At 62.6% G+C, this 24,155-nt stretch carries 17 protein-coding genes; 7 read left to right on the top strand and 10 right to left on the bottom strand.

The window, feature by feature from the left end:
* Positions 1-280 precede the first annotated feature (280 nt).
* Positions 281-1,876, bottom strand: coding sequence for an FAD-binding oxidoreductase (locus tag V1273_RS11915; RefSeq protein WP_334409720.1), 1,596 nt, complete (start codon positions 1,874-1,876; stop codon positions 281-283).
* A 118-nt stretch (positions 1,877-1,994) separates the two neighbouring features.
* On the opposite strand from V1273_RS11915, the gene V1273_RS11910 reads away from it, so the two are divergent.
* Together V1273_RS11910 and V1273_RS11905 are read left to right on the top strand one after the other, a co-directional pair.
* Complete coding sequence (locus V1273_RS11910; RefSeq protein WP_334409719.1) at positions 1,995-2,558, top strand: hypothetical protein; 564 nt, start codon at positions 1,995-1,997, stop codon at positions 2,556-2,558.
* Between the two features lie 148 nt (positions 2,559-2,706).
* Positions 2,707-3,672, top strand: coding sequence for an amidohydrolase family protein (locus tag V1273_RS11905; RefSeq protein ID WP_334409718.1), 966 nt, complete (start codon positions 2,707-2,709; stop codon positions 3,670-3,672).
* On the opposite strand, the gene V1273_RS11900 is transcribed toward V1273_RS11905, so the two are convergent.
* From V1273_RS11900 to V1273_RS11880, 5 genes are all read right to left on the bottom strand, one after another.
* Entirely contained in the window at positions 3,660-4,568 is a 909-nt protein-coding gene (locus V1273_RS11900) for a hypothetical protein (RefSeq protein WP_334409717.1), read from the bottom strand. The genes V1273_RS11905 and V1273_RS11900 overlap by 13 nt on opposite strands.
* Before the next feature lie 14 nt (positions 4,569-4,582).
* Positions 4,583-6,058: a hypothetical protein gene (locus V1273_RS11895; RefSeq protein ID WP_334409716.1), complete on the bottom strand. Its 1,476-nt coding sequence runs from the start codon at positions 6,056-6,058 to the stop codon at positions 4,583-4,585.
* 105 nt (positions 6,059-6,163) lie between these two features.
* Positions 6,164-9,286 carry an efflux RND transporter permease subunit gene (locus tag V1273_RS11890; RefSeq protein ID WP_334409715.1) on the bottom strand — a complete coding sequence of 1,041 codons (3,123 nt, stop codon included), beginning with the start codon at positions 9,284-9,286 and terminating at the stop codon, positions 6,164-6,166.
* 29 nt (positions 9,287-9,315) lie between these two features.
* Positions 9,316-10,536: an efflux RND transporter periplasmic adaptor subunit gene (locus V1273_RS11885; protein WP_442894080.1), complete on the bottom strand. Its 1,221-nt coding sequence runs from the start codon at positions 10,534-10,536 to the stop codon at positions 9,316-9,318.
* A 168-nt stretch (positions 10,537-10,704) separates the two neighbouring features.
* The gene (locus tag V1273_RS11880) at positions 10,705-12,099 is read right to left on the bottom strand and encodes a CoA transferase (protein WP_334409711.1); all 1,395 of its coding nucleotides are present in this window, start codon (positions 12,097-12,099) and stop codon (positions 10,705-10,707) included.
* A 56-nt stretch (positions 12,100-12,155) separates the two neighbouring features.
* On the opposite strand from V1273_RS11880, the gene V1273_RS11875 reads away from it, so the two are divergent.
* The 5 genes from V1273_RS11875 (at position 12,156) to V1273_RS11855 (ending at position 15,686) form a co-directional block, all read left to right on the top strand.
* The gene (locus tag V1273_RS11875; RefSeq protein WP_334409710.1) at positions 12,156-12,443 is read left to right on the top strand and encodes a hypothetical protein; all 288 of its coding nucleotides are present in this window, start codon (positions 12,156-12,158) and stop codon (positions 12,441-12,443) included.
* 130 nt (positions 12,444-12,573) lie between these two features.
* Positions 12,574-13,344 carry an SDR family NAD(P)-dependent oxidoreductase gene (locus tag V1273_RS11870; protein ID WP_334409709.1) on the top strand — a complete coding sequence of 257 codons (771 nt, stop codon included), beginning with the start codon at positions 12,574-12,576 and terminating at the stop codon, positions 13,342-13,344.
* A 314-nt stretch (positions 13,345-13,658) separates the two neighbouring features.
* Positions 13,659-13,931: a PilZ domain-containing protein gene (locus V1273_RS11865; protein ID WP_334367861.1), complete on the top strand. Its 273-nt coding sequence runs from the start codon at positions 13,659-13,661 to the stop codon at positions 13,929-13,931.
* Positions 13,932-14,244: 313 nt separating this feature from the next.
* A complete protein-coding gene (locus V1273_RS11860; protein WP_334409708.1) occupies positions 14,245-15,162 on the top strand; it encodes a hypothetical protein in 918 nt (305 codons plus the stop codon).
* Positions 15,163-15,254: 92 nt separating this feature from the next.
* Complete coding sequence (locus V1273_RS11855; protein WP_334369228.1) at positions 15,255-15,686, top strand: MgtC/SapB family protein; 432 nt, start codon at positions 15,255-15,257, stop codon at positions 15,684-15,686.
* Between the two features lie 661 nt (positions 15,687-16,347).
* Here the strand turns inward: V1273_RS11855 and V1273_RS11850 are convergent.
* From V1273_RS11850 to V1273_RS11835, 4 genes are all read right to left on the bottom strand, one after another.
* Positions 16,348-17,163: a slipin family protein gene (locus tag V1273_RS11850; protein WP_334409707.1), complete on the bottom strand. Its 816-nt coding sequence runs from the start codon at positions 17,161-17,163 to the stop codon at positions 16,348-16,350.
* A gap of 11 nt (positions 17,164-17,174) precedes the next feature.
* A complete protein-coding gene (locus tag V1273_RS11845; RefSeq protein WP_334409706.1) occupies positions 17,175-18,602 on the bottom strand; it encodes an NfeD family protein in 1,428 nt (475 codons plus the stop codon).
* A gap of 277 nt (positions 18,603-18,879) precedes the next feature.
* Positions 18,880-22,482, bottom strand: coding sequence for an error-prone DNA polymerase (locus V1273_RS11840; RefSeq protein WP_334409705.1), 3,603 nt, complete (start codon positions 22,480-22,482; stop codon positions 18,880-18,882).
* A complete protein-coding gene (locus V1273_RS11835; RefSeq protein ID WP_442894079.1) occupies positions 22,479-24,056 on the bottom strand; it encodes a Y-family DNA polymerase in 1,578 nt (525 codons plus the stop codon). Before V1273_RS11835 ends, V1273_RS11840 begins: the two co-directional genes overlap by 4 nt.
* Positions 24,057-24,155: the final 99 nt, after the last annotated feature.

Genomic DNA, 24,155 nt, shown 5'->3' with positions numbered 1-24,155 from the left:
CTTCGAAAAACAACGAACGCGTCAAAGGCGCTGTTTGGTCGGCCCCGTACTCGGTGCTTGATGGCACCTTGGATGAATGCATCACCAAGTTTCTGGAGCAACCGCTCAGCCAACGTCATCTCTACGAGATTCATACCGTCGCACAGGGCGATTTGATCCCCAAAATAATCTCCGCCGAACTCGTCGTTGAACTTGCGAGGCTGCGCGATTTCTTGTGATGTCCATGATTACCATCTCGCTTTGCTGAGCGATGCACGATGCTCGGGATGGCAGACAGGCATCACGACGCGTACTTCTGGTAAAACGTATTGGTGAACAACTCGCCCGGATCATACTTCCGTTTCGCTGCGAAGAAATCGCTGATCTCCGGGTATGAGCGCTGCAACTGGTCTTTCGAATAGTAGAGCTGGTAAGGCAGGAAGAACCGGCCCTTGTGCGCGATGGTGAGGTCGATCAGTTCTTCCGTCGCCTTCTTCATCCGCCGGTTGCCCTCGCCGTCCGTGGTCTGGTTGATGTATAGCACCAGCGAGAACGCCGGCTCCGGCGAATAAGTCAGGAAATTATTCTCCTGATGTACGACGCGGACCGATGCATTCAGCAGATTGGTCTTGTTGTCGGTCAGCACCTTGCGCATGCCATCGACAAACGAGACGAACTGGCTGCGCGGGATGAAATATTCGTGCAGGATGTCGGTGTCGTCAGGCAGCGAGTTGCGCAAATAAGGCACGGAATCGTGCATGGGGTCATTGCGGTTGACGAGACAGGCCTCCGCCGATCCGATCGCTTGCGCGCGCGTCACCGTGCAGTTTTCCATCCGATGCTCGATGTGCTTTTCCGACAACCACTTTATTTCCTGAAACAGCGGCCCTTGCTTGGACAGGTTGATGGTCAGCCGCCGCAGTTTGGTGCCGCTGACCTCGCCGAGCGGCTGGCGCTTGAAATCGGTGCCGTCGATTTTGGTGTAGGTATAGAGCAGCAATTCCCTCAGGAACGTGCTCGGCGCGGTCGAGAGATGGCCGTACATCAGGCCGATATTGGCGTCCTTCTCGATCTCGCCGGCGAACAGCGCCGGAAATTCCTTGTAGTCCATCACGCGACGGCCGGTCTGGTAGACGAGGTTGTCGGCAATATCGAGCTCGGCCTCGACGATCACGCCGAACAGGCCGTAGCCGCCGACCACGAGGTTGAACAGATCCGCATTCTCGGTCGATGATACCGTGCGCAGCGAACCGTCCGCCAGCATCACCTTCATCGACTTGATCGATTTCGCGAGCGCGCCGGCCTGATGGTCCATGCCATGGGCATTGACCGAGATCGAGCCGCCGACGGTGAAGATGTCGGTCGACTGCATGGCGCGCACCGCAAAGCGCGGATGTAGGACATTCTGGATGTCGTGCCAGGTCGCGCCCGGCTGCACGGTGATCGACCGCGCGCTCTCGTTCAGCACGATCTTGTTGAAGCCGCGCATGTCGAGCACAATGCCGCCCTTGCGGAAGGCGTGCCCGCCCATGCTGTGGCGGACGCCGGCGGTGGTGACGGAGAGCTTGTTGTCGCGCGCAAAGGCCAGCGTCTTCGCAATATCCTCGACGCTGCGCACCGCGACCACGCCGTAGATTTCGGTCTTGTTGAGACAGCTCGCATCATTGATGCTGCCGCCAAGCTGCGACCATTTCACGTCCTTGAGCGGCGCTATCGCCTTGATCCGCTCCAGATCGATTTTCGCCTGCTCGCCGCCGACCGCCGGGCCACAATCCTTTTCCCCGTTAGGATCGGCGGCCAGCGCCTGAAGCTTGCGGTAGCTGTAAACGCCGAGCAGCACGACGACCACGGCGGCAACGGAGACGCCGGTTTTGAATTTTTGCGAAAATTTGTGCATGAATTGATTCCAGGGGATTTGCGAGATATTCCGGGCGAGCGGATCTTTAGTCAAATTTGGGCGGCTTCTGGTTCGATAGACCGGTTGCGTTACCGAAGCGATAAACCGGAGCGAACAAATGCAGAGCTGTCGCATACATGTGATGGGAGCATCGGGCGCGGACGTCACCAGCCTCGGCCGCGCTCTCGCCACTGCGTTGGCCATCCCGCATCACGACACCGACGATTACTTCTGGCTGCCGACCGATCCGCCCTACCGGCACATGCGCGACGTTGGGGAGCGCCTGAAGCTGATGCGGGATGTCTTCCTGCCGCGCGCGGCCTGGGTATTGAGCGGGTCGCTTAACGGTTGGGGTGACGTGCTGATCCCGGATTTCGACGTGGTGATCTTTCTCACAACCCCTCGCGAGATACGATTGCAGCGGCTGCGCGCCCGCGAGGCTACCCAATTTGGCACTGAGGCGGTGGCGCCCGGTGGCCACCGGCATGCAGAGACCGAGGAATTCATCGAATGGGCGTCAGGCTATGAGGAAGGCAATGTGAGCCGCACTCAGGCAAAGCATCAGGCCTGGCTCGCCAAACTGCCCTGCCCCGTGCTGCGGATGGATGGATCGCGGCTGTTGCCCGAACTGGTCGCGGAAGTTCGCGGAACGATCGGCCGCCATGACGGCGGTGCGGCATGAGCGGCGCCTTCCCGCGGCCGACTTCTCCCGATATTCTCTCCGCGCAGACCGCGGTGAAACAATGCCGGTCGCTTGGGAAGCGCTGAAGGTGACGGCAACACCCCTGTCCGAACCGCCAACAACAACACAAATCGCTGGGAGAACACCAATGCTGACGCGACGCAGTATGATGTTCGCCTCCATCGCAGCCGGAGTGATCATGAACAGTAGAACCGCCTCGGCCAAAGCGTCGCAGCCGGCGACGCCGGTGAATTTCGACGTTCCCGCGGACGCCTGCGACTGCCACACCCATATCCACCCCGATCCCGAAAAATTCCCGTTCTTCTCCGGCCGCGTCTATACGCCCGAACTGGCCTCGCCCGAGGAAATGACCGCCCTGCACAAGGCGCTGCACATGGAGCGCGTGGTGATCGTGACGCCCTCGATCTACGGCACCGACAATTCGGCCACGCTGTTCGGCATGGCGGCACGGGGGCCGACCGCGCGCGGGGTTGCGGTGATCGACGACAAGACGTCGGAGGGCGATCTCGATGTCATGGGCAAGGCCGGCATTCGCGGTGTCCGCCTCAACCTCGCAACCGGCGGCGTCAACGATCCGAGCGTCGCCCGTCCGCGATTTACGACCGCTGTCGAACGCATGAAGGCGCGCGGCTGGCACGTGCAGATTTACACCAACCCGGCGATGATCACCGCGATCAAGGACCTGGTGATGACCTCCCCGGTGCCGGTCGTGTTCGATCATTTCGGCGGCGCCAAGGCAGCCCTTGGTGTCGAGCAGCCGGGATTTGCCGACCTCGTGGATCTCGTCAAATCGGGCAAGGCCTATGTGAAGATTTCCGGGGCCTATCGCGCCTCCAAACTCGCGCCCGATTACACCGATTGCATCCCGCTCGCCAAGGCGCTGATATCCGCCAATCCCGACTGCATCGTCTGGGGCACCGATTGGCCGCACCCCAACTCGGTCACGCCTGCCGACAAGACGATCACCGACGTCACGCCGCTGTTTCAGATCGACGACGGACGGCTGTTGAATCAGCTTCCGGTGTGGGCGCCGGATGCGGCGATCCGCAAGAAGATTCTGGTCGACAATCCCGCACAGCTCTACGGGTTCTGAAGCCCGGCACTCGACATCGCGGCCCGCTGCTGTCCGAACGGGTCGCGGTCGTAATTGCGCAGCCAGTCACCGGCCTTGCGCAGGCCGCCGAACGGGAACAGGTGGAATCCGGCGATCGGCGCGGTTGCCGCCGCAGGCACCGCTCGCAATCCCCTGACGACGTCGTCAGGTCCGGTGTCCGTCAGCAGGCGGCCGAACCGGCCGATCTGGGCCCGCAGCGCGCGCATCGAATTGCCAATGCCGCAACGGAGCGCGAATTTTGTCAATGTCGCCGGCGTTGCCGGGCCGGCCAGACCGACGATAACAGGCAGATCGATGCCCGCGCGATCGAGGGCGCCGATCCATTCCAGGATCGGCGTGCTCTCGAAGCAGAATTGAGTGACGACATCGACCCGCGTTCCCGTCCGCCGCCCCCAGTCGCGCCACGCCTTGAGGCCGTCCAGCGCTTCTGGCAGATCGAGATAGGGGTGTCCCTCGGGATGACCGGCCACGCTGACGGATGCAATCGCGTGCCCCTCGAGCAAGCCGCTGCCAGCAACATCGCGTGTCGATTTGAACGGGCCTCTCGCAGCAGCGACATCGCCGGCGATCAGGAGGATGCGCGAGACATCGGCTTCGCCGCGCGCACGCGCCAGGAAATCGTTGAATGCATCCCGCGAGGCCATTTCGCGCGCCGCGATATGGGGCACCGGATTGTAGCCGGCGCGGCGCAGCGCGACAGCCGTCTCAATGTTGTGGCGATAATTATCGCCGGGCAGGAACGTGATCGTGACGTCGGTGCCTCCAACGAAATGATCGCTCAGTTCCGCGACCTGATGCCCGCGCGAGGAGATTTCGACGGAGGCCTTCGGCAATAGTGCGACTAATCTGGCGGATGCTTGATCGGAGACGATCACGAGCGCCTCCTTTGTCATGCCGGCGCGCGGCGGCGCGAGATCACATAGGTCTCGTCGTTGAACCAGAGGCCGCCATGTTTCTTCAGCACGCGGTCGGTGGCTTCAAAATAGCGGCCATCGCGAACCACTTCCGACAACCTGTTGTCCTCGATCTGCGCCACATAGATCGCGGCGTTCCAGGCGGCGAACAGCGTCGAGGTGCCGATCGGGCCGCTGACCTCGTCCGGCAGCGTGTGCATGTGGTAGCGGAAGATCGAGCGTGCATCCGAGGACGCATTGAAATTGTAGTGGCGTGCGGCCGCGCCAAGCTCGTGCTTGACCTGGCGCAGGATCGCGTAGCGGTCGGTCTTGAAGGGATCATCGTCAGGCCAAATCTGGTCGATGATCTCGATGCCGGGATCCTTGCCATGCGAATGGATGCCGATCAGCCGCCCACCCGGGCGCAGCGCCTTGACCAGCGGTGTCACCACTTTCGAAGCCTTGAACTCGACGCTCGCCCGCGCCCGATAGGGTTGCGAGGCGATGACCAGATCGTAATCGGCCATCACGCGGCCGGGCCGCGGCATGATCGGATCGAGCAGGAAGGAATGATCCTCACGCCGCAGCGTCAGGATCACCGGGCGCTGATAGACCGGATTGCCCGTGGTAGGGCTGATGCCTGCGCGCCAGTTCTCGGCGAGAAAGCTTTCGAGCTCGCCAATCTGCTCGGCGAAACCGTGCGCGGTGTTGCCTGATAGCGTGACGTCTTTCCAGATCAGGCCTCGCGCTGACGTGACCGAGCGTGGCGTCAGCCACGGCGCCTCGGCGTAATAGAGGTTGGTCACGACCAGCACGGTGGCGGGATGCTCGAACAGGCGGTCCGCCATTTTCTCCAGCATCAGGCGGACGTCTTCGTAACTGATTTCCTTCGCCACGACATAGAGCGGCATGGTGGGGAAGCGCGCATGTACCGCCCGCATCACCCGCGACAGCACGGTGCCGTCGCCGACGCCGGCATCGAAGATACGAAGCGCCGGCGGTGTCGGCTGCAGATTGCCGAGCTCGAGCGAAATGCGGTTGCCGACCTCGGTCTTCTCGCTGCAGGTCGAAACGAACAGCAGGTATTTTTGGCGGTTGTCGAAGAATCGGAAGCCCGGCGGCGCGACGGCATTGGCGGCGGCCGTGTCGTTCAGTGGTTTGGCCGAGAGCGAATTGGCCGGCGCGCCGTGCGATTCCGGCCGGTGCTCGGCGAGATAGGCGCGGACCTTGTCGAGCGTGCCGGTCGTGATCCGGGCGCCATCGCGCAAGCGCGACACCAGCTTGCCGTCATTGACCACCAGCCGCCCGAAGGTCGATTCGGCCGTGCGCGTCTGGCGGCAATAGTCGCGGATTTCTCCGAGTATCTGCTCGGCCGTGGGCGCCGATTTCGCCGGCGGCGCGTGGCCGTTTTGTTGCCCCGTAGGTCCTTGGCTAGATCCTTGGCTGGATCCTTGGCTTTCCTCGATCCGCATGGCTTGCTCCTGCGGTTGAACCTGCCAGCATCAAGGAACGGCCGCCGGATCGCGTCAACCACAAACCGAGTGGGCAGGAAACATGGGCACGTGCCCATACGGATTCTAGCGCGCGCGGCGCGAAAACACCGAGATCAGCACCGGCAGCGTCACCAGGATCACCAGCGGCGCCAGCATCATGCCGGTGACGACCACGATCGCCAACGGCTTTTGCACCTGCGAACCGATTCCCTCCGACACCGCCGCCGGCAGCAGGCCGACGCCGGCCACCACGCAGGTCATCAGCACCGGCCGTAATTGCAGTTCGCCGGTGCGGATCACCGCCCGCATCCGCTCATAGCCTTCGTCGATGAGTTGATTGTACTGCGACAGGATGATGATGCCGTCCATCACGGCGATTCCGAACAGCGCGATGAATCCGATTGCCGCCGACACGCTGAAGGGAATTCCCGAGATCAACAGCCCGAGCACGCCGCCGAAGATCGCCATCGGGATCACGCTCATCGCGAGCAGCGTATCGACCATCGAGCCGAAGTTGAAGAACAGCAGCACACCGATCAGCGCCAGGCTGATCGGCACCACAATCGACAGCCGCCGGATGGCGTCCTGCAGATTGCCGAATTCGCCGACCCATTCGATCCGCGATCCCGGCGGCAATTGCACCTCGGCGGCGACCTTGTCCTGCGCTTCATGGATCGCGCTGCCGAGATCGCGGTTGCGGACCGAGAACTTGATCGGTAGATAACGCTCCTGCTGTTCGCGGTAGATATAGGCGGCGCCCGAGATCAGGTTGATCGAGGCGACCTCGCTGAGCGGGATCTGCGTGATCGTGCCGCCCTGCCCGGCCACGCCGATCCGTAAGTTATGGATCGCTTCCGCGCTCTTTCGGTATTCGGGCGCGAGGCGAACGATGATCGGGAAATGCCGGTCGCTGCCGGGCTCATAGAGATCGCCGGCGCTGTCGCCGCCGATGGCGACCTTGATGGTGGCGTTGATATCACCGGGCGATAGGCCATAGCGTGCCGCGCGGGCACGATCGATATCGATCTGGATTGTGGGTTGGCCGAGCGAAGTGAACACTGCGAGGTCGGTAACGCCCTGCACCGTGCCAAGCACGGATTTGATCTTGTTGGCGGTATCCGTCAGAGCCTGCAGGTCGTTGCCGTAGAGCTTGATCGAGTTCTCGCCCTTGACGCCCGAGACGGCCTCCGAGACGTTGTCCTGCAGGTATTGCGAGAAGTTGAACTCGACGCCCGGGAAGTTGTCCTGCAACTGCCCCAGCAATTGCGCTGTCAGCTCGTCCTTGTCATGGGTATCAGGCCACTCGCTATTCGGCTTGAGCGGCGCGAAAAACTCCGCATTGAAGAGACCGGCGGCGTCCGTTCCGTCGTCGGGCCGGCCGTGTTGCGACACCACCGATTCCACCTCAGGACGCGCGCGGATGATCTTGCGCATCTCGTTGACGTAGGCATTGCCCTCCTGCAGCGAGATGGTCGGCGGCAGCGTGGCGCGGATCCACAAATTGCCCTCTTCCAGCTTGGGCAGGAATTCCAGTCCGAGCAGCCGCGCGAAAGCAATGGTCATGAGCACTAGAACGGCCGCGCCGGTGAGTACGATCCTGCGGTTTACGAGGGCCCATTTCAGCACCGGCACGTACAGCCGGTCGAGCTGTTTCACGATCCAGGTTTCGGCTTCATCCAGATGCGAGGGCAGGATGATCGCGCTCAGCGCCGGCGTCACCGTGAAGGTCGCGATCAGCCCGCCGGCCAGCGCATAGGCATAGGTCCGCGCCATCGGCCCGAAGATATTGCCTTCGACGCCGCTCAGCGTGAACAGCGGCAGGAAGGCTGCGATGATGATCGCGGCGGCGAAGAAGATCGAGCGCGACACGTCGACCGCCGCAGACAGGATGGCGTGGCTCTTCATCCCAATCGTGGTGTCGGACGAGATGTCGCTGCGCTCGGCTTCCGACAGCGCGGTGGTCTGCGTCAACCGCCGGAAGATCGCCTCCACCATGATCACGGTGGCGTCGACGATCAGGCCGAAATCGATCGCGCCGACCGACAGCAGATTGGCGGATTCGCCGCGCAGCACCAGGATGATCACGGCGAAGAACAGCGCGAAGGGGATCGTTGCGCCGACGATCAGCGCGCTGCGGAGATCGCCCAGAAACACCCATTGCAGCAACACGATCAGGATGATCCCGACCACCATGTTGTGCAGCACCGTATGCGTGGTGATGTCGATCAGATCCTTGCGGTCGTAGATGCGCTCGATCTGCACGCCGGGCGGCAGGATCGAGGAATGATTGATGTCGTGAACGAGCTTTTCGACCCGGGCAATGGTCGGCGAACTCTGCTCGCCGCGCCGCATCAGGACGATGCCCTGCACGATGTCGTCGTCCTGGTCGAGGCCGGCGATGCCGAGCCGCGGCTTCTCGCCGATCGTGACATGGGCGATGTCGCGCACCAGCACCGGATTGCCGCCGGACTGCGATACCATGGTGTTGTTGAGGTCGTCGATCGAGCGGATCAGCCCGACGCCGCGCACCACGGCGGATTGCGCGCCGATATTGACGGTGTTGCCGCCGACGTTGATGTTGGCGTTAGAAACGGCCTGCAGCACCTGCGGCAGCGTCAGCCCGTTGGCGACGAGCTTGTTGAAATCGACCTGCAGCTCGTAGGTCTTGGTCTTGCCGCCCCAGCCGGTGACGTCGATGACGCCGGGCACCGCGCGGAAGCGGCGTTGCAACACCCAGTCCTGCAGCGTCTTGAGGTCGAGCACGCTGTAATTCGGCGGGCCCTTCAGCCGGTAGCGGAAGATTTCGCCGGTCGGGCTGAGCGGCGAGATGGTCGGCTGCACATTGCCCGGCAGTGGCGCGAGCTGCGACAGCCGGTTCAACACCTGCTGCAGCGCTTCGTCATAGGTGTAGTCGAACGAGAACTGCAGCTTGACGTCGGACAATCCGTACAGCGAGATGGTGCGGATGGTGCGCAGGTTCTTGATGCCGGCGACCTGGGTTTCGATCGGGATCGTGATGTAGCGTTCGATCTCTTCCGACGACAGCCCCGGGCTTTGGGTCACGATGTCGACCATCGGCGGGGTCGGATCGGGATAGGCCTCGATGTTGAGCTGCTTGAACGCGATCAGGCCGCCGACCACCACGGCGATGAACATGCCGACCATCAAATAGCGGCGGCTGACGGCTAGGGCGACCAGGCGATCCATTCAGATCGAAGCTTTCAATGAGCTAGGCATCAGCTTCCGGATGCGGCCCGGTCGATGAACAGTGCGCCCTTGGTGACGATCTGCTCGCCGGGCTTCAAATTGCCGACCACCTCGACGAGATCGCCGTTGGTGAGGCCAGGCTTGACCTGACGCAGTTCAATCGTCTTGTCCGGATGCGCGACCCAGATCCGGACCTGATCGCCTTCATAGATCAACGCCTGCTTCGGCACGCCGACCGCCGGACGGTCGCCTGCCGAATAGATCGTGACATTCGCGAACATCTCAGGCTTCAGCGTACCGTTCTTGTTGTCGATCGTGGCGCGGACGAGCAGCCGCCGCGTCGCAGGGTCGATTGCTGCTGCGACGTAGTTGATCCGCGCCGAAAGCGAACGGCCCGGCAGCGCCAGCACATTGAACGTCACCTCCTGCCCGACCGCGACGTTCGCGCAATCGCTTTCGCGGACGAAGGCCGTCATCCAGACGGTGGAGAGATCGCCGATCACATAGACGGGGTCGCTGGCACCGGCGTTGACGTATTGCCCCGGGCCGATCTTGCGTTGGACCACGGTGCCCGCGATCGGTGCGAAGATGGTGATTTCGGGATTGATGCGGCCCTTCTCCTGGAAGGTCGCGATGTCGTCGTCGGTGAGGCCGAGAAGGCGCAATTTGTTGCGCGCTGCCTGGACCGCCGTTTCCGACGAGCGCACGTCATTCTGCGCCTGGATCAGCGTCGCCTGGCTCTGCTGATAATCCTTCAGCGGAACGGCCTTGCCCTCGAACAGGTCCTTGGCGCGCGCTCCCTGCAACTGCGCCAGATCGAGCGCGGACTTAGCCTTGTTCATCGCGCTCATCGCCGCAATGAAATCGTTTTGCGCCTGAACGTTGTCGGCGGCCTCGATCACGAACAATGGCTGGCCCTTGACGACGCTATCGCCTGGCTTGGCCAGCAACCTGGTGACGCGGCCCGCATAGGGCGAGAACACCGGCGTCGAGCGATCTTCGTCGATTGCGATCTTGCCTTCGGTGACGCGCTCGGCGCGGAAGTCGCGTTCAGCGACAGGCTGAATAGTCAGGCTGGCCCATTCGGCGGGGCTCGGCGTGTAGCGCTGCAGTCCGCGCTTGCGGGACTGGCTCGAGATTTCCGAATGCCCGCGTTTTGGGCCGCCGAGATAGGCACCGCCGCCGTAAACGGCCGCCCCGGCCAGTGCCATCAGGGCAATGGCCACGACCCATTTTTTTGAGTTAACCATCTGTAACCGCTTGCAAAATCCGCCAAACATACGACATGGGTTCCAGCGACAATTTGTCCCACCGGCGCTATAGTGCCCAATTGGCATCCCGCACAACCCAAAAAGCAAAAATAGCCGTACCGGACGCGATTAAAATTTGGAGAGGCAGGCTCTGAGCGAAGGGACCTCCTATTCACGTAGGGGCCATTGCGGCGGGTGGCTGCCGAGTGGCATTGCCGGGCGAGCCCAGAAGGCTGGCGTTTTCGACAACAGTGCGGAGTGCGTCACGTACCGCAGTGGCCCGAAGCCGGAGCCCACCTCCTCGATGAACGGCTTCACCACTTCCCCCTTCAAATCCTCGATCGCAAGACCGTCGGCGACCCGGCCGAGATTCCACAGCCAGCGTCCGGTCTGCGCCAGCGACACCTGGACGTGCCAACTGCCGCCTTCGCGCGCCTGGCGCGCCTTGGCCATCATGGCGCCGAATGCCATGAAGTAACCGGTGGCGTGGTCGAGCATCTGCGCCGGCAATTCCTTCGGTCCATCGACACCTGCGGCCTGCCCCTCGGCATGGTTGAATCCGGTGGCGGTCTGCACCAGCGAGTCGAAGCCGCGACGTTCCGCCCATGGCCCGGCATGACCATAGGCCGACAACGTGACGTAAATGATACCGGGACTGATGCGCGCGGCATCCTCTGGCGAGAAGCCGAGGGCGGCGAGTGCGCTAGGTCGATAGCCTTGCGAAAAGATATCCGCCTGCGCCAGCAGATCGCGCAAGGTCGCACGCCCCTGCTCGCTCTTCAGTTCGACAAAGCTCGTCAGCTTGCCCCTGCCGGTGTCGATGACGAGCCAGGGGATCGCCGGCAAATCGGGCCCCGAGATCAGCAGCACGTCGGCGCCATGCGCGGCGAGCGTTCGCCCCGCAACGGGGCCGGCGATGACACGCGACAGATCAAGCACACGGATACCTGCGAGCGGCCGCTCGCCCTTCGGCCACGGCTTTGGCGGAGCCTCGCCAATCTTCGTGATCGAGATCAGCGGCAATCCGGCGAGCGCCTCGGCCTGTGGTGTCGCCAACCATTCGTCATGCGAGCGCATGAAGGCGACGACGCCACCGCTCGTATAGGCCGCGGTCTCGAACGCCCCGCCGTCCCATTGCAACAGCGCGGCCTGCACCGCGTCACGCTCCGGCTTGCAGTTCAGCACTCTGCAGACGGCGTCGCGGTGATGGGGAAAATTGGTGTGCAGGCGCACGAAGCCGTCGCGGATCTTGTAGATACCGGCGATGGCGTCCCAGGCCGGCGGTGGCGGCTTGCCGTCGACGCGCAGATAACGTTCGCTCCGGCATTCGACCACGGCATGGCGCATATCCACCGCGACGTCCTGCGTCTCGCCGCTGCGCCTTTTCCAGATCTCGGCGGCTGCAAGCGCGGTTGCCGCGACGCTGACCTGCGCCGCGGCGGCGACGCGAAACGACGACGGCAATTGCGGTTCGTCGCCGGTCAGCGTGAGCGCGCCGAGCGCGGACGGATCACCGCCGATGGAGATCCAGATATCGGAGAGGATTTCTCTGGGGCTTTGCATCGGCGTGTCTCTCCCCTAGTTTTCTCAAGCTCTGCCCGACCACCAGAGGAGTTGCAATGGCTGTCATCGATCCCCTGACGGCGGGAGCCGTTCTGCTTGCGACCGCCGCAACGGATGCGGTCTACGTCATGTTCACCTCGGCGGTGGTGGCGCGCAAGCGTGTGCCGGCGGCAACCTGGAGCAGCGTCTGGTATCTGCTCTCATCGTTCGCCGTCATCAGCTACACCGAGAACTGGGTTTACGTCGCCTTCGCCGCACTCGGTTCGTGGCTCGGTGCCTACGCGACGATCACCTTCCTGCACCGTCCGCCCGGCGGCCCGCCGGTGGGCGCGGCGCCGGAGTAGCGCACATCCGGCTACGAGTTCATTGAGAACGCCCTCGAATGACGGAAAGGAAGAGGCTTTCTCGGTTTGAGCTTTCGCCGTAACCGCCGTCGCCGCTACAATGCTGCGGAATCAACTAAGGAAAAACAAGATGGACTTGGGTTTGAAAGGCAGAAACGCCGTCGTGCTCGGCGGCTCGCGCGGCATCGGACGGGCGATTGCGGACACGCTGGCGGGCGAAGGCTCGGGCGTCGCCGTTTGCGCCCGCAATGCGGATCAGGTCGCGGCCACCGTTGCCGAGCTGAAAGGGCTTGGCGTGCGCGCGACCGGCGCGCCGGTTGATGTCACCGACGCGGCCGCGCTGAAAACATGGGTGTCGGATGCGGCCGCCGAGCTGGGCGGCATCGACATGCTGTTTTCCAATGCCGGCGCCATGGCGCAAGGCGGCGATCCTGCCTCATGGGAGCAGAATTTCCGGCTCGACGTGCTCGGCGCCGTCAACGCATTCGAGGCCGCGCGGCCGTTGCTCGAGGCGGGCGCGCAGAAGACCGGCGACGCGGCCTTCATCATCATATCGTCGATCTCGGCGGCGCAGGCGGATAGCGCCAGCTCCTACGGCCCGATCAAGGCGGCGCTGATCCACATGGCCAAGGGACTGGCGCGGCAATACGCGGACAAGAAAATCCGCGTCAACGTGGTGTCGCCGGGCACGGTCTATTTCAAGGGCGGCATCTGGAACATGGTCGAACAGAATATGCCGAAACGGTACCAGGATGCGCTGGCGCGTAACCCGACCGGCCGCATGGCGACGCCGCAGGAAATCGCCAACGCAGCCGTGTTCCTGGCGAGCCCGGCCTCCTCGTTCACGACCGGCTCGAACCTCGTCGTCGACGGCGCGATTTCGAACCGCGTGAATTTTTGAGGAAGTTGGTAGGGTGGGCAAAACAAAGGCGCATCGCGCCGCCCACCATCCATCCCGGTCGTGAATGGTGGGCACGCTTGCGCTTTGCCCACCTACGATTCTGCGCGCGCCGCCCCGGAATGACGGACGGAGCGCCGTATTGCGGAGGCCTTAACGTGCCGACGGAATTGGCAAGGTTGTGAGAGCTCGGCTTACAACTCGCAAACCAAACCGGTCAATTTGAATCGATAAGCTAACTGAACTTTACGAACTTCCCCTCATTGTGACGCCTGCTTCGATGACCCAGCCACTGGGTCCAATGACGGATGGCCACGATGATTGTCGACGAGCAAAGGACAAAGGTGCAGCGCGAACCGCGACGCGAGCTCCGCAAACGGCCGACATGGATGACGACCGACAACGGGACGACGAGGATTGAATGCTTTGTCCTGGACGTCTCACCGGGTGGCGCCAAGATCGTTACCGATGTCGCGTTCGACGTCAGGGACAGCTTTCAACTGGCGCTGGTACCCGACCATGCGACGCGCCAGTCGTGCGAAGTGGTCTGGCGCCGTGGCAAGACCTACGGCGTGAAATTCCTGTCTTGAGGAGCGGCGTCTCCGCCGCGCGGCTTCATGGTTCTCCCGGCGATGCGAAGCATCGTCCGGAGACGGCGCTCGGCGCCTCCTCACCATGAGGGGAGATTCCACAGCCGCCTGCTAATCTTACCCGCAACACCGGCATAGAACCTTATCCTGAGGAGCCGCGTAAGCGGCGTCTCGAAGGATGAAGGCTGTCGCCTCATGGCCTTCCTCGCCGCCGGGGTGCCATCCCGCCCCGCCCTACTCTCGTCGCCATTGGCTTCGATATGTGACTGTATTATTACAGTCAGATGTCAGTTCGATTACGGCGGAGCGGCGAATGAGCTTGGAATGGCAGGCGCGGTCAGGTTCCCTGGCCTGGTCGAATCCCGTGTCCTGGTGGTGGGGCCTGCTGACGCTGGTGAGCGGCGTCAATATCGCCATCTGGTTCGCGCTGTATCGCGAGCTTCCCGTCCAGCCGACCGGCGCTGCCGGCGGCTCGTCCGGCATCGGGATGATGCTGCTGTTCTGCGCGGCCTATGTGTTCGGCTGCGCCTTCAGGTCGTTTCTGCCGCGCGCCGATGTGCAGCGGATCTGCCTGGTCGACACCTGGCTGTCGAGCGTCATGGTCGGACGTTCGGTGGCGACCGTGGCCGAGATCTGCTTCGTGGCGCAATGGGCGATTATCCTGCACCACCTCGGCACCATGACCGGCGCGGAAACGACCGTAAATGTCGCGTGGGTGATCGTGCCGCTGATCCTGATCGCGGAATGCCTTTCATGGTATGCCGTGCTGACCAGGAATTATCTCGGCAACGCCATCGAAAACTCGCTGTGGGCGGTTGCCTTCTTCGCCGTCGGCGTCGGCCTTTGCCGCCTGCTTCCGGAATTCAATGGCGCGGTTCGCATAGGCCTCGTCGTCGCCATCGTGGGCATTGCGGGCTTCCTGGCGTTTCTGATGACGATCGACGTCCCGATGTACCTGAACCGCTGGCGGACCGGAGAGGCCGATGGCGACAAGCGCCTGACGCCGCGCGAGGGCCTGCGCGACGTCAGTACGCGCTGGGTCGTGACGCACGACCTGGCCGAGTGGAAAGACGAGATTGCCTGGATGTCGCTTTATTTCAGCCTGGCTGTCTGGTCCAGCCTTGCGCTGTGCGTCTTCTATTCGCTCGAGCATCATTTGCCGCAGTACCGGACCGAGGCTGCGATCACGAGCGCGGCGCCGAGCACGACCGTCGTCGGCAGCACCCGGTAGTACAACCGCTGCTGCGCTGAAACTTGCGCCGCTTTGCGGCGTTACACGCCTGCGTCGCGGGTTGCGCGACTTCTATTTCAGAAGGGCGTATTTTGGACTGGACTCAGGCAGGCATCCATTTTCTGGCGCTGGCCGCGGCTTTCGCGCTGGCCGTACCGATCGGATGGGATCGCGAGAAGCGGGCGCGCAGCGCAGGCCTGCGAACGTTCCCGCTGGTGGCGCTGGCAAGCTGCGGTTTCGTGCAGGCCAGCGAACAGTTGATGGTGAATTCTCCCGATGGCATGTCGAAGGTGATAGAAGGGGTGATCACCGGCATCGGCTTCATCGGCGGCGGCGCGATCCTCAAGCAGGGCACGACCGTGCAGGGCACGGCGACGGCGGCAAGCCTGTGGGCCACCGGCGCGATCGGGATCTCCGTTGGCCTCGGCAGCTACGATGTCGCCGTGACGATCGCGGTGCTTACGTTCCTGACGCTGACGCTGCTGACGCTGGTCAAGGACGAAAAAGACGTGAAGATGGATTGAAGTCCAACGGAAGGGCTGGGCAGCCACGTAAGGGGAATAACAGTCACGGCGCCGTGAAGGTGTTTCGTCGCCCGCGGGCGCAAAAATATTCCGCCCTCCTGGCGAAGCCATTTTTGCCGGCCGACGAAGAAATCCGGAAACAACATGTTGGTAGGCTGATGCAATGATCAAACCTGGAGTTCGATCATGTGGAACCTCATCAACATACTATATCGGGAATATTGCCTGGCTCGGCTAAAGGACATGCGCAGGATTCACCTCTCGCAGTGAACACTAGTGGCGCGAGCAATCTGTCGCAGCCAACATCTCAGGCGTGTGACTTGCGGTGAAGCGGCGTCAGGAGAATTCAATTGGGATCGAGATCGAAGGAGGAGGATATGCAGCCATCGACAGACGATCTGCTGATACGCCAAATCAGTGCTCTGATATCGGCGACCGCTAATGCGGTGTCCGGCAACAGAGAACACGCCCCATTCGTGGAGGCAAGGATATACGAAAAGCTTGCTGCACATTGCGCCGAAAAGCAGAGACTTGCAGCAGCATTTGCGAAAAACGGGGTCGGGGCGACGCGGAGCGGATTGATCTACTGGTAAAGGGAGACGTGTCCAGGCGAAAGAGGCCGCAGGTTTCGGCGTCCGATCTCGGACGAACCGGAAGTGCGTCACGCCTGGGCGGCTTCTGATCCCCTCCGGCGATTTGCGGTCTCGCGCTGTGTTGTCGCCGGCGCTGCCAGAGCTTGAAGAAACTCCACAGGCACCGGGAACACGATCGTCGAATTCTTCTCACCCGCGATATCCTGCAGCGTCGACAGGTAACGTAATTGCATGGATTCCGGCCTCCTTGCGAGCATCTCGCCTGCTTCCACCAGTTTCTCGGCAGCCTGCTGCTCTGCTTCGGCGCCTATGATTCTTGCGCGGCGATACCGCTCGGCCTCGGCTTGACGTGCAATGGCACGAATCATGCTCTCGTTGATATCGACGTGCTTGATTTCGACATTCGCGACCTTGATGCCCCACGCATCGGTTTGGCTGTCGAGAATTTCCTGAATATCGCGATTGAGCTTGTCCCGCTCTGCCAGCATTTCATCCAGCTCGTGCTTGCCAAGCACGGACCTGAGGGTGGTCTGTGCTAGCTGGCTGGTGGCCGCCATGAAGTTTTCCACCTGGATAACGGATTTGTCCGCATCCACCACGCGGAAGTAGATAACCGCGTTGACCTTTACCGAGACATTATCGCGAGAAATCACGTCCTGGCTGGGAACGTCGAGCACGAGCGTACGAAGATCTACCCGAACGAATTGCTGGACGATCGGCACCAATATGATGAGCCCGGGACCTTTCACGCCGGAAAAGCGCCCCAATGTGAAGACTACCGCACGCTCGTATTCCCGCATGATGTGAATCGCCGACAGGAACACCGCAATGATTACGGCTCCGATCACGACATACGGGAGGGTGTCTGTTATGAATGCTGGCATGGTTTCACTCCTCATGATTTCGGCGGGGCATCAGGATCTGGCTCGACGAGCAGCTTCAGGTTTTGGCGTTCGAGAACACGCACGCGGTCACCCCGGGTGAACTCGCTTTCCGATTTCGCCGCCCAGCGTTCTCCTCTGACCAGGACCTCGCCTTTGCCGTCGGCCCACCACAGCACCTGCCCCGCGCTGCGGAGCAGAGCCGCTTCGCCTGTGACCACGTCGCGCCGATGCGCCCGCCAGACCGCCGCGAGCGCAATCACCAGGAATCCCGCGCTGGCAATGGTGGCCGTGGCGACCACCGCCCATGAGAGATGGAAACCCGGCACGTCGCCGCGAAACAGGAGCAGCGAGCCAACGGCGAACGAGATGACGCCGCCAATTCCGAGCACGCCAAACGAGGGCAGAAACGCTTCTGCAACCATCAGCGCGATGCCGAGCAGCAGCAGGCCGGCACCGGCGTAGCTGATCGGCAGGAGATTCAAGGCGTAGAGGCCGACCAGGAGAGCGATTCCGCCGATCACCCCGGGGAAAACGGCGCCTGGACTGATGAACTCGAATAGAAGTCCGTAGAGCCCGATCAGCATGAGTATGTATGCGATGTTCGGATTGGTAATCGTGGCCAGAATGCGGTTGCGCCAATTGGCCTCGATTGCCGTTGTGTTCAGGCTCCGGGTATGCAGCGCGACCTGTTGATCATTGATCGTTACGGTTCGACCCTCGGCCTGGGACAACAGATCGGGTAAATCCTTCGCAACAATCTCGACGACACGCTGCGACTGGGCCTCGCTCGCGGTGAGAGTGGCGGCTTCCCGGACGGCTTTCTCCGCCCAGGAAACATTTCGTCCCCGAAGCTCGGCCAGTCCCCTGATATAGGCAACCGCATCGTTGATCGCCTTCGCCTCGCCTGCACTGGTCGGCGACGAGGCTCCTTTCTTGTCACCCTCTTTCTTGTCACCCTCTTTCTTGTCACCCTCTTTCTTGTCACCGTCTTTCTTGTCATCATCTTTTTTGTCATCGGTGCGCCAGCCGGAGCCACCGCCGAGCTGGACGGGCGTGGCGGCACCGAGATGCGTGCTCGGCGCCATCGCGGCGAGGTGGGTCGCATAGACAATGTAGGTGCCGGCGCTGGCGGCTCGCGCACCGCTCGGGGTCACGTAGGAAATCACAGGAATGGGAGACCTGAGTATTTCTCCTACGATCTCGCGCATGGAGGGGTCGAGACCACCAGGCGTATTCAGCCTCAGCACGATGACCTTCGCCTGTCGCCGACGCGACTCCTCAAATCCATCGCGGATATATTCAGAAGTCGCTGGCCCAATCGCTCCATCCACATCCAGCAGAATGGCGACGTTCGCCGGCTCGCTACTTTGTCCAAGTGCTGTTCCGGGGCCAAGTACGAGCAATGCTACGGTAATAAGCCTGTAAAGAAAGTGCACCATGGTAAGTCGCTCAAAAGCTTGCGCGACGAAACAGTCAGAACCAGGTGGCCATTCGCAGGTGAACCTGACTGTTACGGCTGGAGCGCAGGATCCGGTGCCGGGCGGGCGTGACATATCTGAGCCCTGATGCGCAAAGCGCGCTCCGCAGGTCATGTGAAGCGAACGCACATCCGAAATCCCGGTTCCCCAAACATACGCCTCCGGGACGGATTTCATCTCGGTGTGCCGGCAACACCTGGATGATGCACAGCGATCACCGCCGTCCGAAGAGAGCGGCTCAATGAAAATCGCGGGACGGCGGCAGGATGCGGACGTCGCGCGGGTGGCGGATTTTTTGCGCTGGCGTTTCGGCGTGGTCGCGGCGGTCGTCGTTGAGCGGTTCGACCAGCGCGGGCCCTGCGGGCACCGGGTGCTTGCGGGTCAGCGCATCATTGGCGAGGCCGATCAAATCGTGGGAGCGGTCGAACATCCGCTGCGCCACCAGATGCGTCACCTGCTCCGGGCTGCTCTGGATATAGCCTTCGACTAGGATCAGGCGAGCGCCCATCACCTCTTTCCGGTACTGCTCCATCACCTTGGGCCACACCACGATATTGGCGATGCCGGTCTCGTCCTCCAGCGTCATGAAGACGACGCCCTTGGCGCTGCCCGGCCGCTGCCGCACCAGCACCACGCCGGCGCAGCGGATACGGCGCTTGTCGTTCTTGTAATTGACATCCTTGCAGGCAACGACACGCTCTTTGGTAAACATCTCGCGCAAGAATTCCATCGGGTGGCCTTTCAGTGACAACCGGACCGTCTGGTAGTCGGCGACCACCTGCTCCGGCAGCGGCATCTGGGGCAGCGGCTTGGCGTTCTCGTCGGGCTGCTCGCGGGCGATCGCGGCCTGAAACAGCGGCAGCGGCACGTCGTCAGGCAGCCGCCGCACCGCCCAGAGTGCTGCGCGGCGATCGAGACCGATCGAGCGGAAGGCATCGGCGTCGGCAAGCAGGATCAGCGCGCGCTTCGGCAGGCCGGTGTCGCGGGCGAATTCCTCCAGCGAGGTGAAGGGCCGGCGTTGGCGGGCGGCGACGATGCGGTCGGCCCAGTCTGCTGCTTCCACAGTGGCCGGTCCGCGGGGACGCCTCACCTCTCCCGCTTGCGGGGGTCGAGACGAGCGAAGCTCGCTCTGAGGCCGGATCGCATCGATAGATGCGATCCGGGTGTGGGAAGCTCTCTCCATACGGGCAGTGGGACTCGCGGCGGCACCCCCACCCCAACCCTCCCCCGCAAGCGGGAGAGGGAGCACAGTCCCTTTGCGGCTGACCAAATCGGATTCTGCCTCTGATATGCCCCGGAATGACGACTGTATTCGCTTCAACCGCTCTTCATCCTCATCAAGCCAATGAAACCCATCGATCTGGCGAAAGCCCAAGCGCACCGCGCAATACTTCCCACTCCCCTCCTCCAGCGTGTTCTGGGCAAAGCTGTAGGACACGTCGATCTCGCGGACCTCGACGCCGTTCTTGCGGGCGTCGCCGACGATCTGTGCGGGGGCGTAAAAGCCCATCGGCTGCGAATTGAGCAGGCCGCAGCAGAACGCATCCGGGTGATAATGCTTCAGCCATGACGAGACGTAGACGAGTTGCGCAAAACTTGCGGCGTGGCTTTCCGGAAAGCCGTAAGAGCCAAAACCCTTGATCTGGTCAAAACAGCTTTGGGCGAATTCCGGGTCGTAGCCGCGCGCGATCATGTTGTTGATCAGCTTGGCCTCGAACTTGCCGATGGTGCCGACGTTACGAAACGTCGCCATCGCGCGGCGCAAGCCGTTGGCTTCCTCGGGCGTGAATTTTGCGGCCTCGATCGCGATCCGCATCGCCTGTTCCTGGAACAGCGGCACGCCAAGCGTCTTGTGCAGCACGCGGTACAGTTCGTCCGAAGGGCCGTGCTCGGGCGCTGGCGAGGGATAGCTCACCTTTTCCTGGCCGTTTCGCCGCCGCAAATAGGGATGCACCATGTCGCCCTGGATCGGGCCTGGCCGCACGATCGCGACTTCGATAACGAGGTCGTAGAAGGTGCGCGGCTTCAGGCGCGGCAGCATGTTCATCTGCGCGCGGCTCTCGACCTGGAACACGCCGAGGGATTCGCCCCGCTGCAGCATTTGATAAACTTCGTCGTCATCCTGCGACTTGATGTCGGCCAGCTCGTAACGCCGCCCCTTGTGGTCGGCGATCAGATCAAAGCTCTTGCGGATGCAGGTCAGCATGCCCAGCGCCAGCACGTCGACCTTCATCATGCTGAGCGCGTCGACGTCGTCCTTGTCCCATTCGATGAAGGTGCGGTCGTCCATCGCGGCGTTGCCGATCGGCACATAGGTGTCGAGCCTATCCTGCGTCAGCACGTAGCCACCGACATGCTGCGACAGATGGCGGGGGAATTCGATCAGCTCGGAGGCCAGCGCTACCGCGAGTTCGACCATCGCATTTTGGGGATCCAGCCCGGCCTGGCGGACCTGCATCTCGTTGAGGCCCTTGCCCCAGCTTCCCCACACGGTGTCGGCGAGGGCTGCGGTAACGTCCTCGGTCAGCCCCAGCGCCTTGCCGACGTCGCGGATCGCGCTGCGCGGGCGATAGTGGATGACGGTCGCAATGATCGCGGCGCGGTGGCGGCCGTAGCGGCGGTAGACATATTGCATCACCTCCTCGCGCCGCGAATGCTCGAAATCGACGTCGATGTCGGGCGGCTCCAGCCGCTCCTTGGAAATGAAGCGCTCGAACAGCAGGTCGACCTTGGTCGGATCGACCGAGGTAATGCCGAGCACGTAGCAGACGGCGGAGTTGGCCGCCGATCCCCGGCCCTGGCACAGGATGTTCTGGCTACGCGCGTAGCGGACGATGTCGTGCACGGTGAGAAAATAATGCGCGTATTTCAGCTCGGCGATCAGATCGAGCTCCTTGCGCAAGGTGGCACGCAGCTTGTCGTCGATTACGCCACCGAAATATTTGTCGACACCGGCCCAGGTCAGGTCTTCCAGGTGCTGTTGCGCGGTCTTACCTGGCGGTACCGGCTCGTCCGGATACTGGTATTTGAGCTGGTCGAGCGAAAACGAAATGCGTTTCGCAAAACGCATGGTTTCCGCAATCGCCTCGGGCAGATCGCAAAACAGCCGTGCCATTTCATTGACAGGCTTGAGATAGCGTTCGGCATTGGCCTCGAGCCGCCTGCCGATCGCATCGATCGTGGTTTTTTCTCGGATACAGGTCAGTACGTCCTGCAGCGGCCGACGCGCGGGATGGTGGTACAGCACTTCATTGGTCGCCAACAGCGGCACCTTTGCCGCGAGCGCCAAGCGATGCAGCCGCGCCAGCCGGCGCCTGTCGTCACCACGGTAAAGCAGGCTTGCGGCGAGCCACACGCCATCGGCATCAGAGTTCTTCAGGCGCTCCAGCGTTGCCTGCGCGCTCGCCACGTCAAAGCGATGCGGCAGCGCCAGCACCAGAAGCTGACCCTCGGCGAAATCGAGGAGGTCGTCGAATTTCAGGTGACATTCGCCCTTTTCGATCCGCGTGATGTCGTCGCCGCGTTTGCCGCGGGTGAGTAACTGGCAGAGCCGGCCGTAAGCCGCGCGGTCGCGCGGATAGACCAGAATGTCAGGCGTGCCGTCGATGAAGACGAGCCGCGCGCCGATCAGGAGCTTTGGCTTATGCGTGACGGCAGGGTTGTCGAGCTCGCTCCAGGCGCGCACCACGCCGGCCAGCGTGTTGTGGTCGGCGATGCCGATCACGGGAATACCAAGCTCGCTCGCCTGATGCACATAGGCGCGCGGGTCCGAGCCGCCGCGCAGGAACGAAAAATTGGTGGTGATGCCGATTTCGGCATAGTCGGGCACAGGATTTTTCATGCGAACAATCCATGCACGAACCATCTGATAGAAGCGGGCTCGCCCTCCGCATCCGCCGGTTCGCTCTCATACAGGCCGTCGCGAAAGATCCAGAAACGCAGGCCCGCTTCATCCTCGATGCGGAAATAATCCCGCGTCGGGCCACCGCCGTTTGGCTTCCACCACTCCATCGCGATGCGTTCGGGCCCCTCCACCCGCACCACCGCGTGCGTGACGCGCCGCCAGGTGAATTGATGCGGCGGGCCGTCGGGCACGGTTGCGAACGGCACTTTTATCGGCTCCGGTTTGTCGAACAGGCGCAACGGGCGCAGCGGCGGCTCCCCCTCGATACGCTCGGGCCAGGCCGCCTGGGCGGCTGCCGCCAGATGGTGCTGCGCCGGCACGGACAGCACCGCGCGTTCGGGGATGTGGGTATCCTCCGGCAGATGCACGACGACGCGTTTTCCGCCGATGCGCGCGGCGATGCGGTCGATCAGCGCGGACAATTCGTCATTGTCATGGACATTGGCATCGAGATCGCGCTGCTGCTGCACCACGATTTCGGTGCGGCTGGCGGAGAGACGAATGAGATCGAAACCGAAGCCGGGGTCGAGGGGATCGTTGAGCGCATCGAGCCGTTCGCGAAACAGGCGGTCGATCACTTCAGCTTTTGTCACCGGACGCCCGGTATCGACCGAGATCGTGCGCACCGCGCCGTCGGTGCGGAAGAAGCTCGCCTCCAGCCGCCGCGCGCCCTTGCCCTGCTTGTCCATCGCCGTAACCAGCATTTGAGCGAGCGCGGACAGGTTCATCGCGATCACGGTGCCGGTCGTGACCGGTTCGGGAAAGCGTTTCTCGACGATATAATCCGGCGGCGGTTTGCGCGGGCTGATCGGCGCATCGCCCTGCCCCAGCGCCTGCTGCAACAGCGTCGTGAAGGGCGCACCGAACCGCGCCGTGATTTCGTGGCGTCCTCGCGAGGCGACATCGCCGATGGTCTTCAACCCAGCACGGCGCAGGCCGGCGGTGATGGCATCACCGGCGCCGAGCGCAGATACCGGCAACGGACTGACGGCCTCCGCCTCCTCGCCCTCGGCAATGATTTTTCCGGAAGTCTGGCGCGTCAGCGTGCGGGCGCAGATCGAGGTGCTCGCGATCGCGGCGCTAACGGCAAAGCCGCGGCGGCTCAGCGCGCCGCTGACGATCTGCAGCAACGCACGCTCGCCGCCGAACAGATGGGCGCAGCCGGTGATGTCGAGGAACAAGCCGTACGGCGGATCGAGCGCCACCAGCGGGGTGAAGCGGTCGCACCAGTCGGCGATGTCTTCGAGCGTTTTGCGATCGGCGACTTCATCCGCGTCGAACACCGTCAGCTCGGGACAGATCGCGCGCGCATTGGCGAGCGGCAGGCCGATCGAGAGGCCGGCCTGGACAGCGGCCTCGTCGAGGGAATGGATCAGGATGGCATTGTGCTGCTTGGCAACGACGACGGAGGGGTACTTCACCTCTCCCGCTTGCGGGGGTCGAGACGAGCGAAGCTCGCTCTGAGGTCGGATCGCATCGCAAGATGCGATCCGGGTGGGAGCTCTCTCCATACGAACAGCGTCACTCGCGGCGACACCCCCACCCCAACCCTCCCCCGCAAGCGGGAGAGGGAGCCGACTGTTCGTGTCGTGAGAGATATCAACCGGGGC

The organism is Bradyrhizobium sp. AZCC 1721, from assembly GCF_036924715.1.
Classification (GTDB): domain Bacteria; phylum Pseudomonadota; class Alphaproteobacteria; order Rhizobiales; family Xanthobacteraceae; genus Bradyrhizobium.
Note: the sequence above shows the minus strand (reverse complement) of the source record. Positions and strands in the feature narration are given on the sequence as shown.

Coding starts and splice junctions, on each gene's coding strand:
- V1273_RS11915 (WP_334409720.1), bottom strand. CDS start 1,876: ATGCACAAATTTTCGCAAAAATTCAAAACCGGCGTCTCCGTTGCCGCC.
- V1273_RS11910 (WP_334409719.1), top strand. CDS start 1,995: ATGCAGAGCTGTCGCATACATGTGATGGGAGCATCGGGCGCGGACGTC.
- V1273_RS11905 (WP_334409718.1), top strand. CDS start 2,707: ATGCTGACGCGACGCAGTATGATGTTCGCCTCCATCGCAGCCGGAGTG.
- V1273_RS11895 (WP_334409716.1), bottom strand. CDS start 6,058: ATGCGGATCGAGGAAAGCCAAGGATCCAGCCAAGGATCTAGCCAAGGA.
- V1273_RS11890 (WP_334409715.1), bottom strand. CDS start 9,286: ATGGATCGCCTGGTCGCCCTAGCCGTCAGCCGCCGCTATTTGATGGTC.
- V1273_RS11885 (WP_442894080.1), bottom strand. CDS start 10,536: ATGGTTAACTCAAAAAAATGGGTCGTGGCCATTGCCCTGATGGCACTG.
- V1273_RS11880 (WP_334409711.1), bottom strand. CDS start 12,099: ATGCAAAGCCCCAGAGAAATCCTCTCCGATATCTGGATCTCCATCGGC.
- V1273_RS11875 (WP_334409710.1), top strand. CDS start 12,156: ATGGCTGTCATCGATCCCCTGACGGCGGGAGCCGTTCTGCTTGCGACC.
- V1273_RS11870 (WP_334409709.1), top strand. CDS start 12,574: ATGGACTTGGGTTTGAAAGGCAGAAACGCCGTCGTGCTCGGCGGCTCG.
- V1273_RS11865 (WP_334367861.1), top strand. CDS start 13,659: ATGATTGTCGACGAGCAAAGGACAAAGGTGCAGCGCGAACCGCGACGC.
- V1273_RS11860 (WP_334409708.1), top strand. CDS start 14,245: ATGAGCTTGGAATGGCAGGCGCGGTCAGGTTCCCTGGCCTGGTCGAAT.
- V1273_RS11850 (WP_334409707.1), bottom strand. CDS start 17,163: ATGCCAGCATTCATAACAGACACCCTCCCGTATGTCGTGATCGGAGCC.
- V1273_RS11845 (WP_334409706.1), bottom strand. CDS start 18,602: ATGGTGCACTTTCTTTACAGGCTTATTACCGTAGCATTGCTCGTACTT.
- V1273_RS11840 (WP_334409705.1), bottom strand. CDS start 22,482: ATGAAAAATCCTGTGCCCGACTATGCCGAAATCGGCATCACCACCAAT.
- V1273_RS11835 (WP_442894079.1), bottom strand. CDS start 24,056: ATGGAGAGAGCTCCCACCCGGATCGCATCTTGCGATGCGATCCGACCT.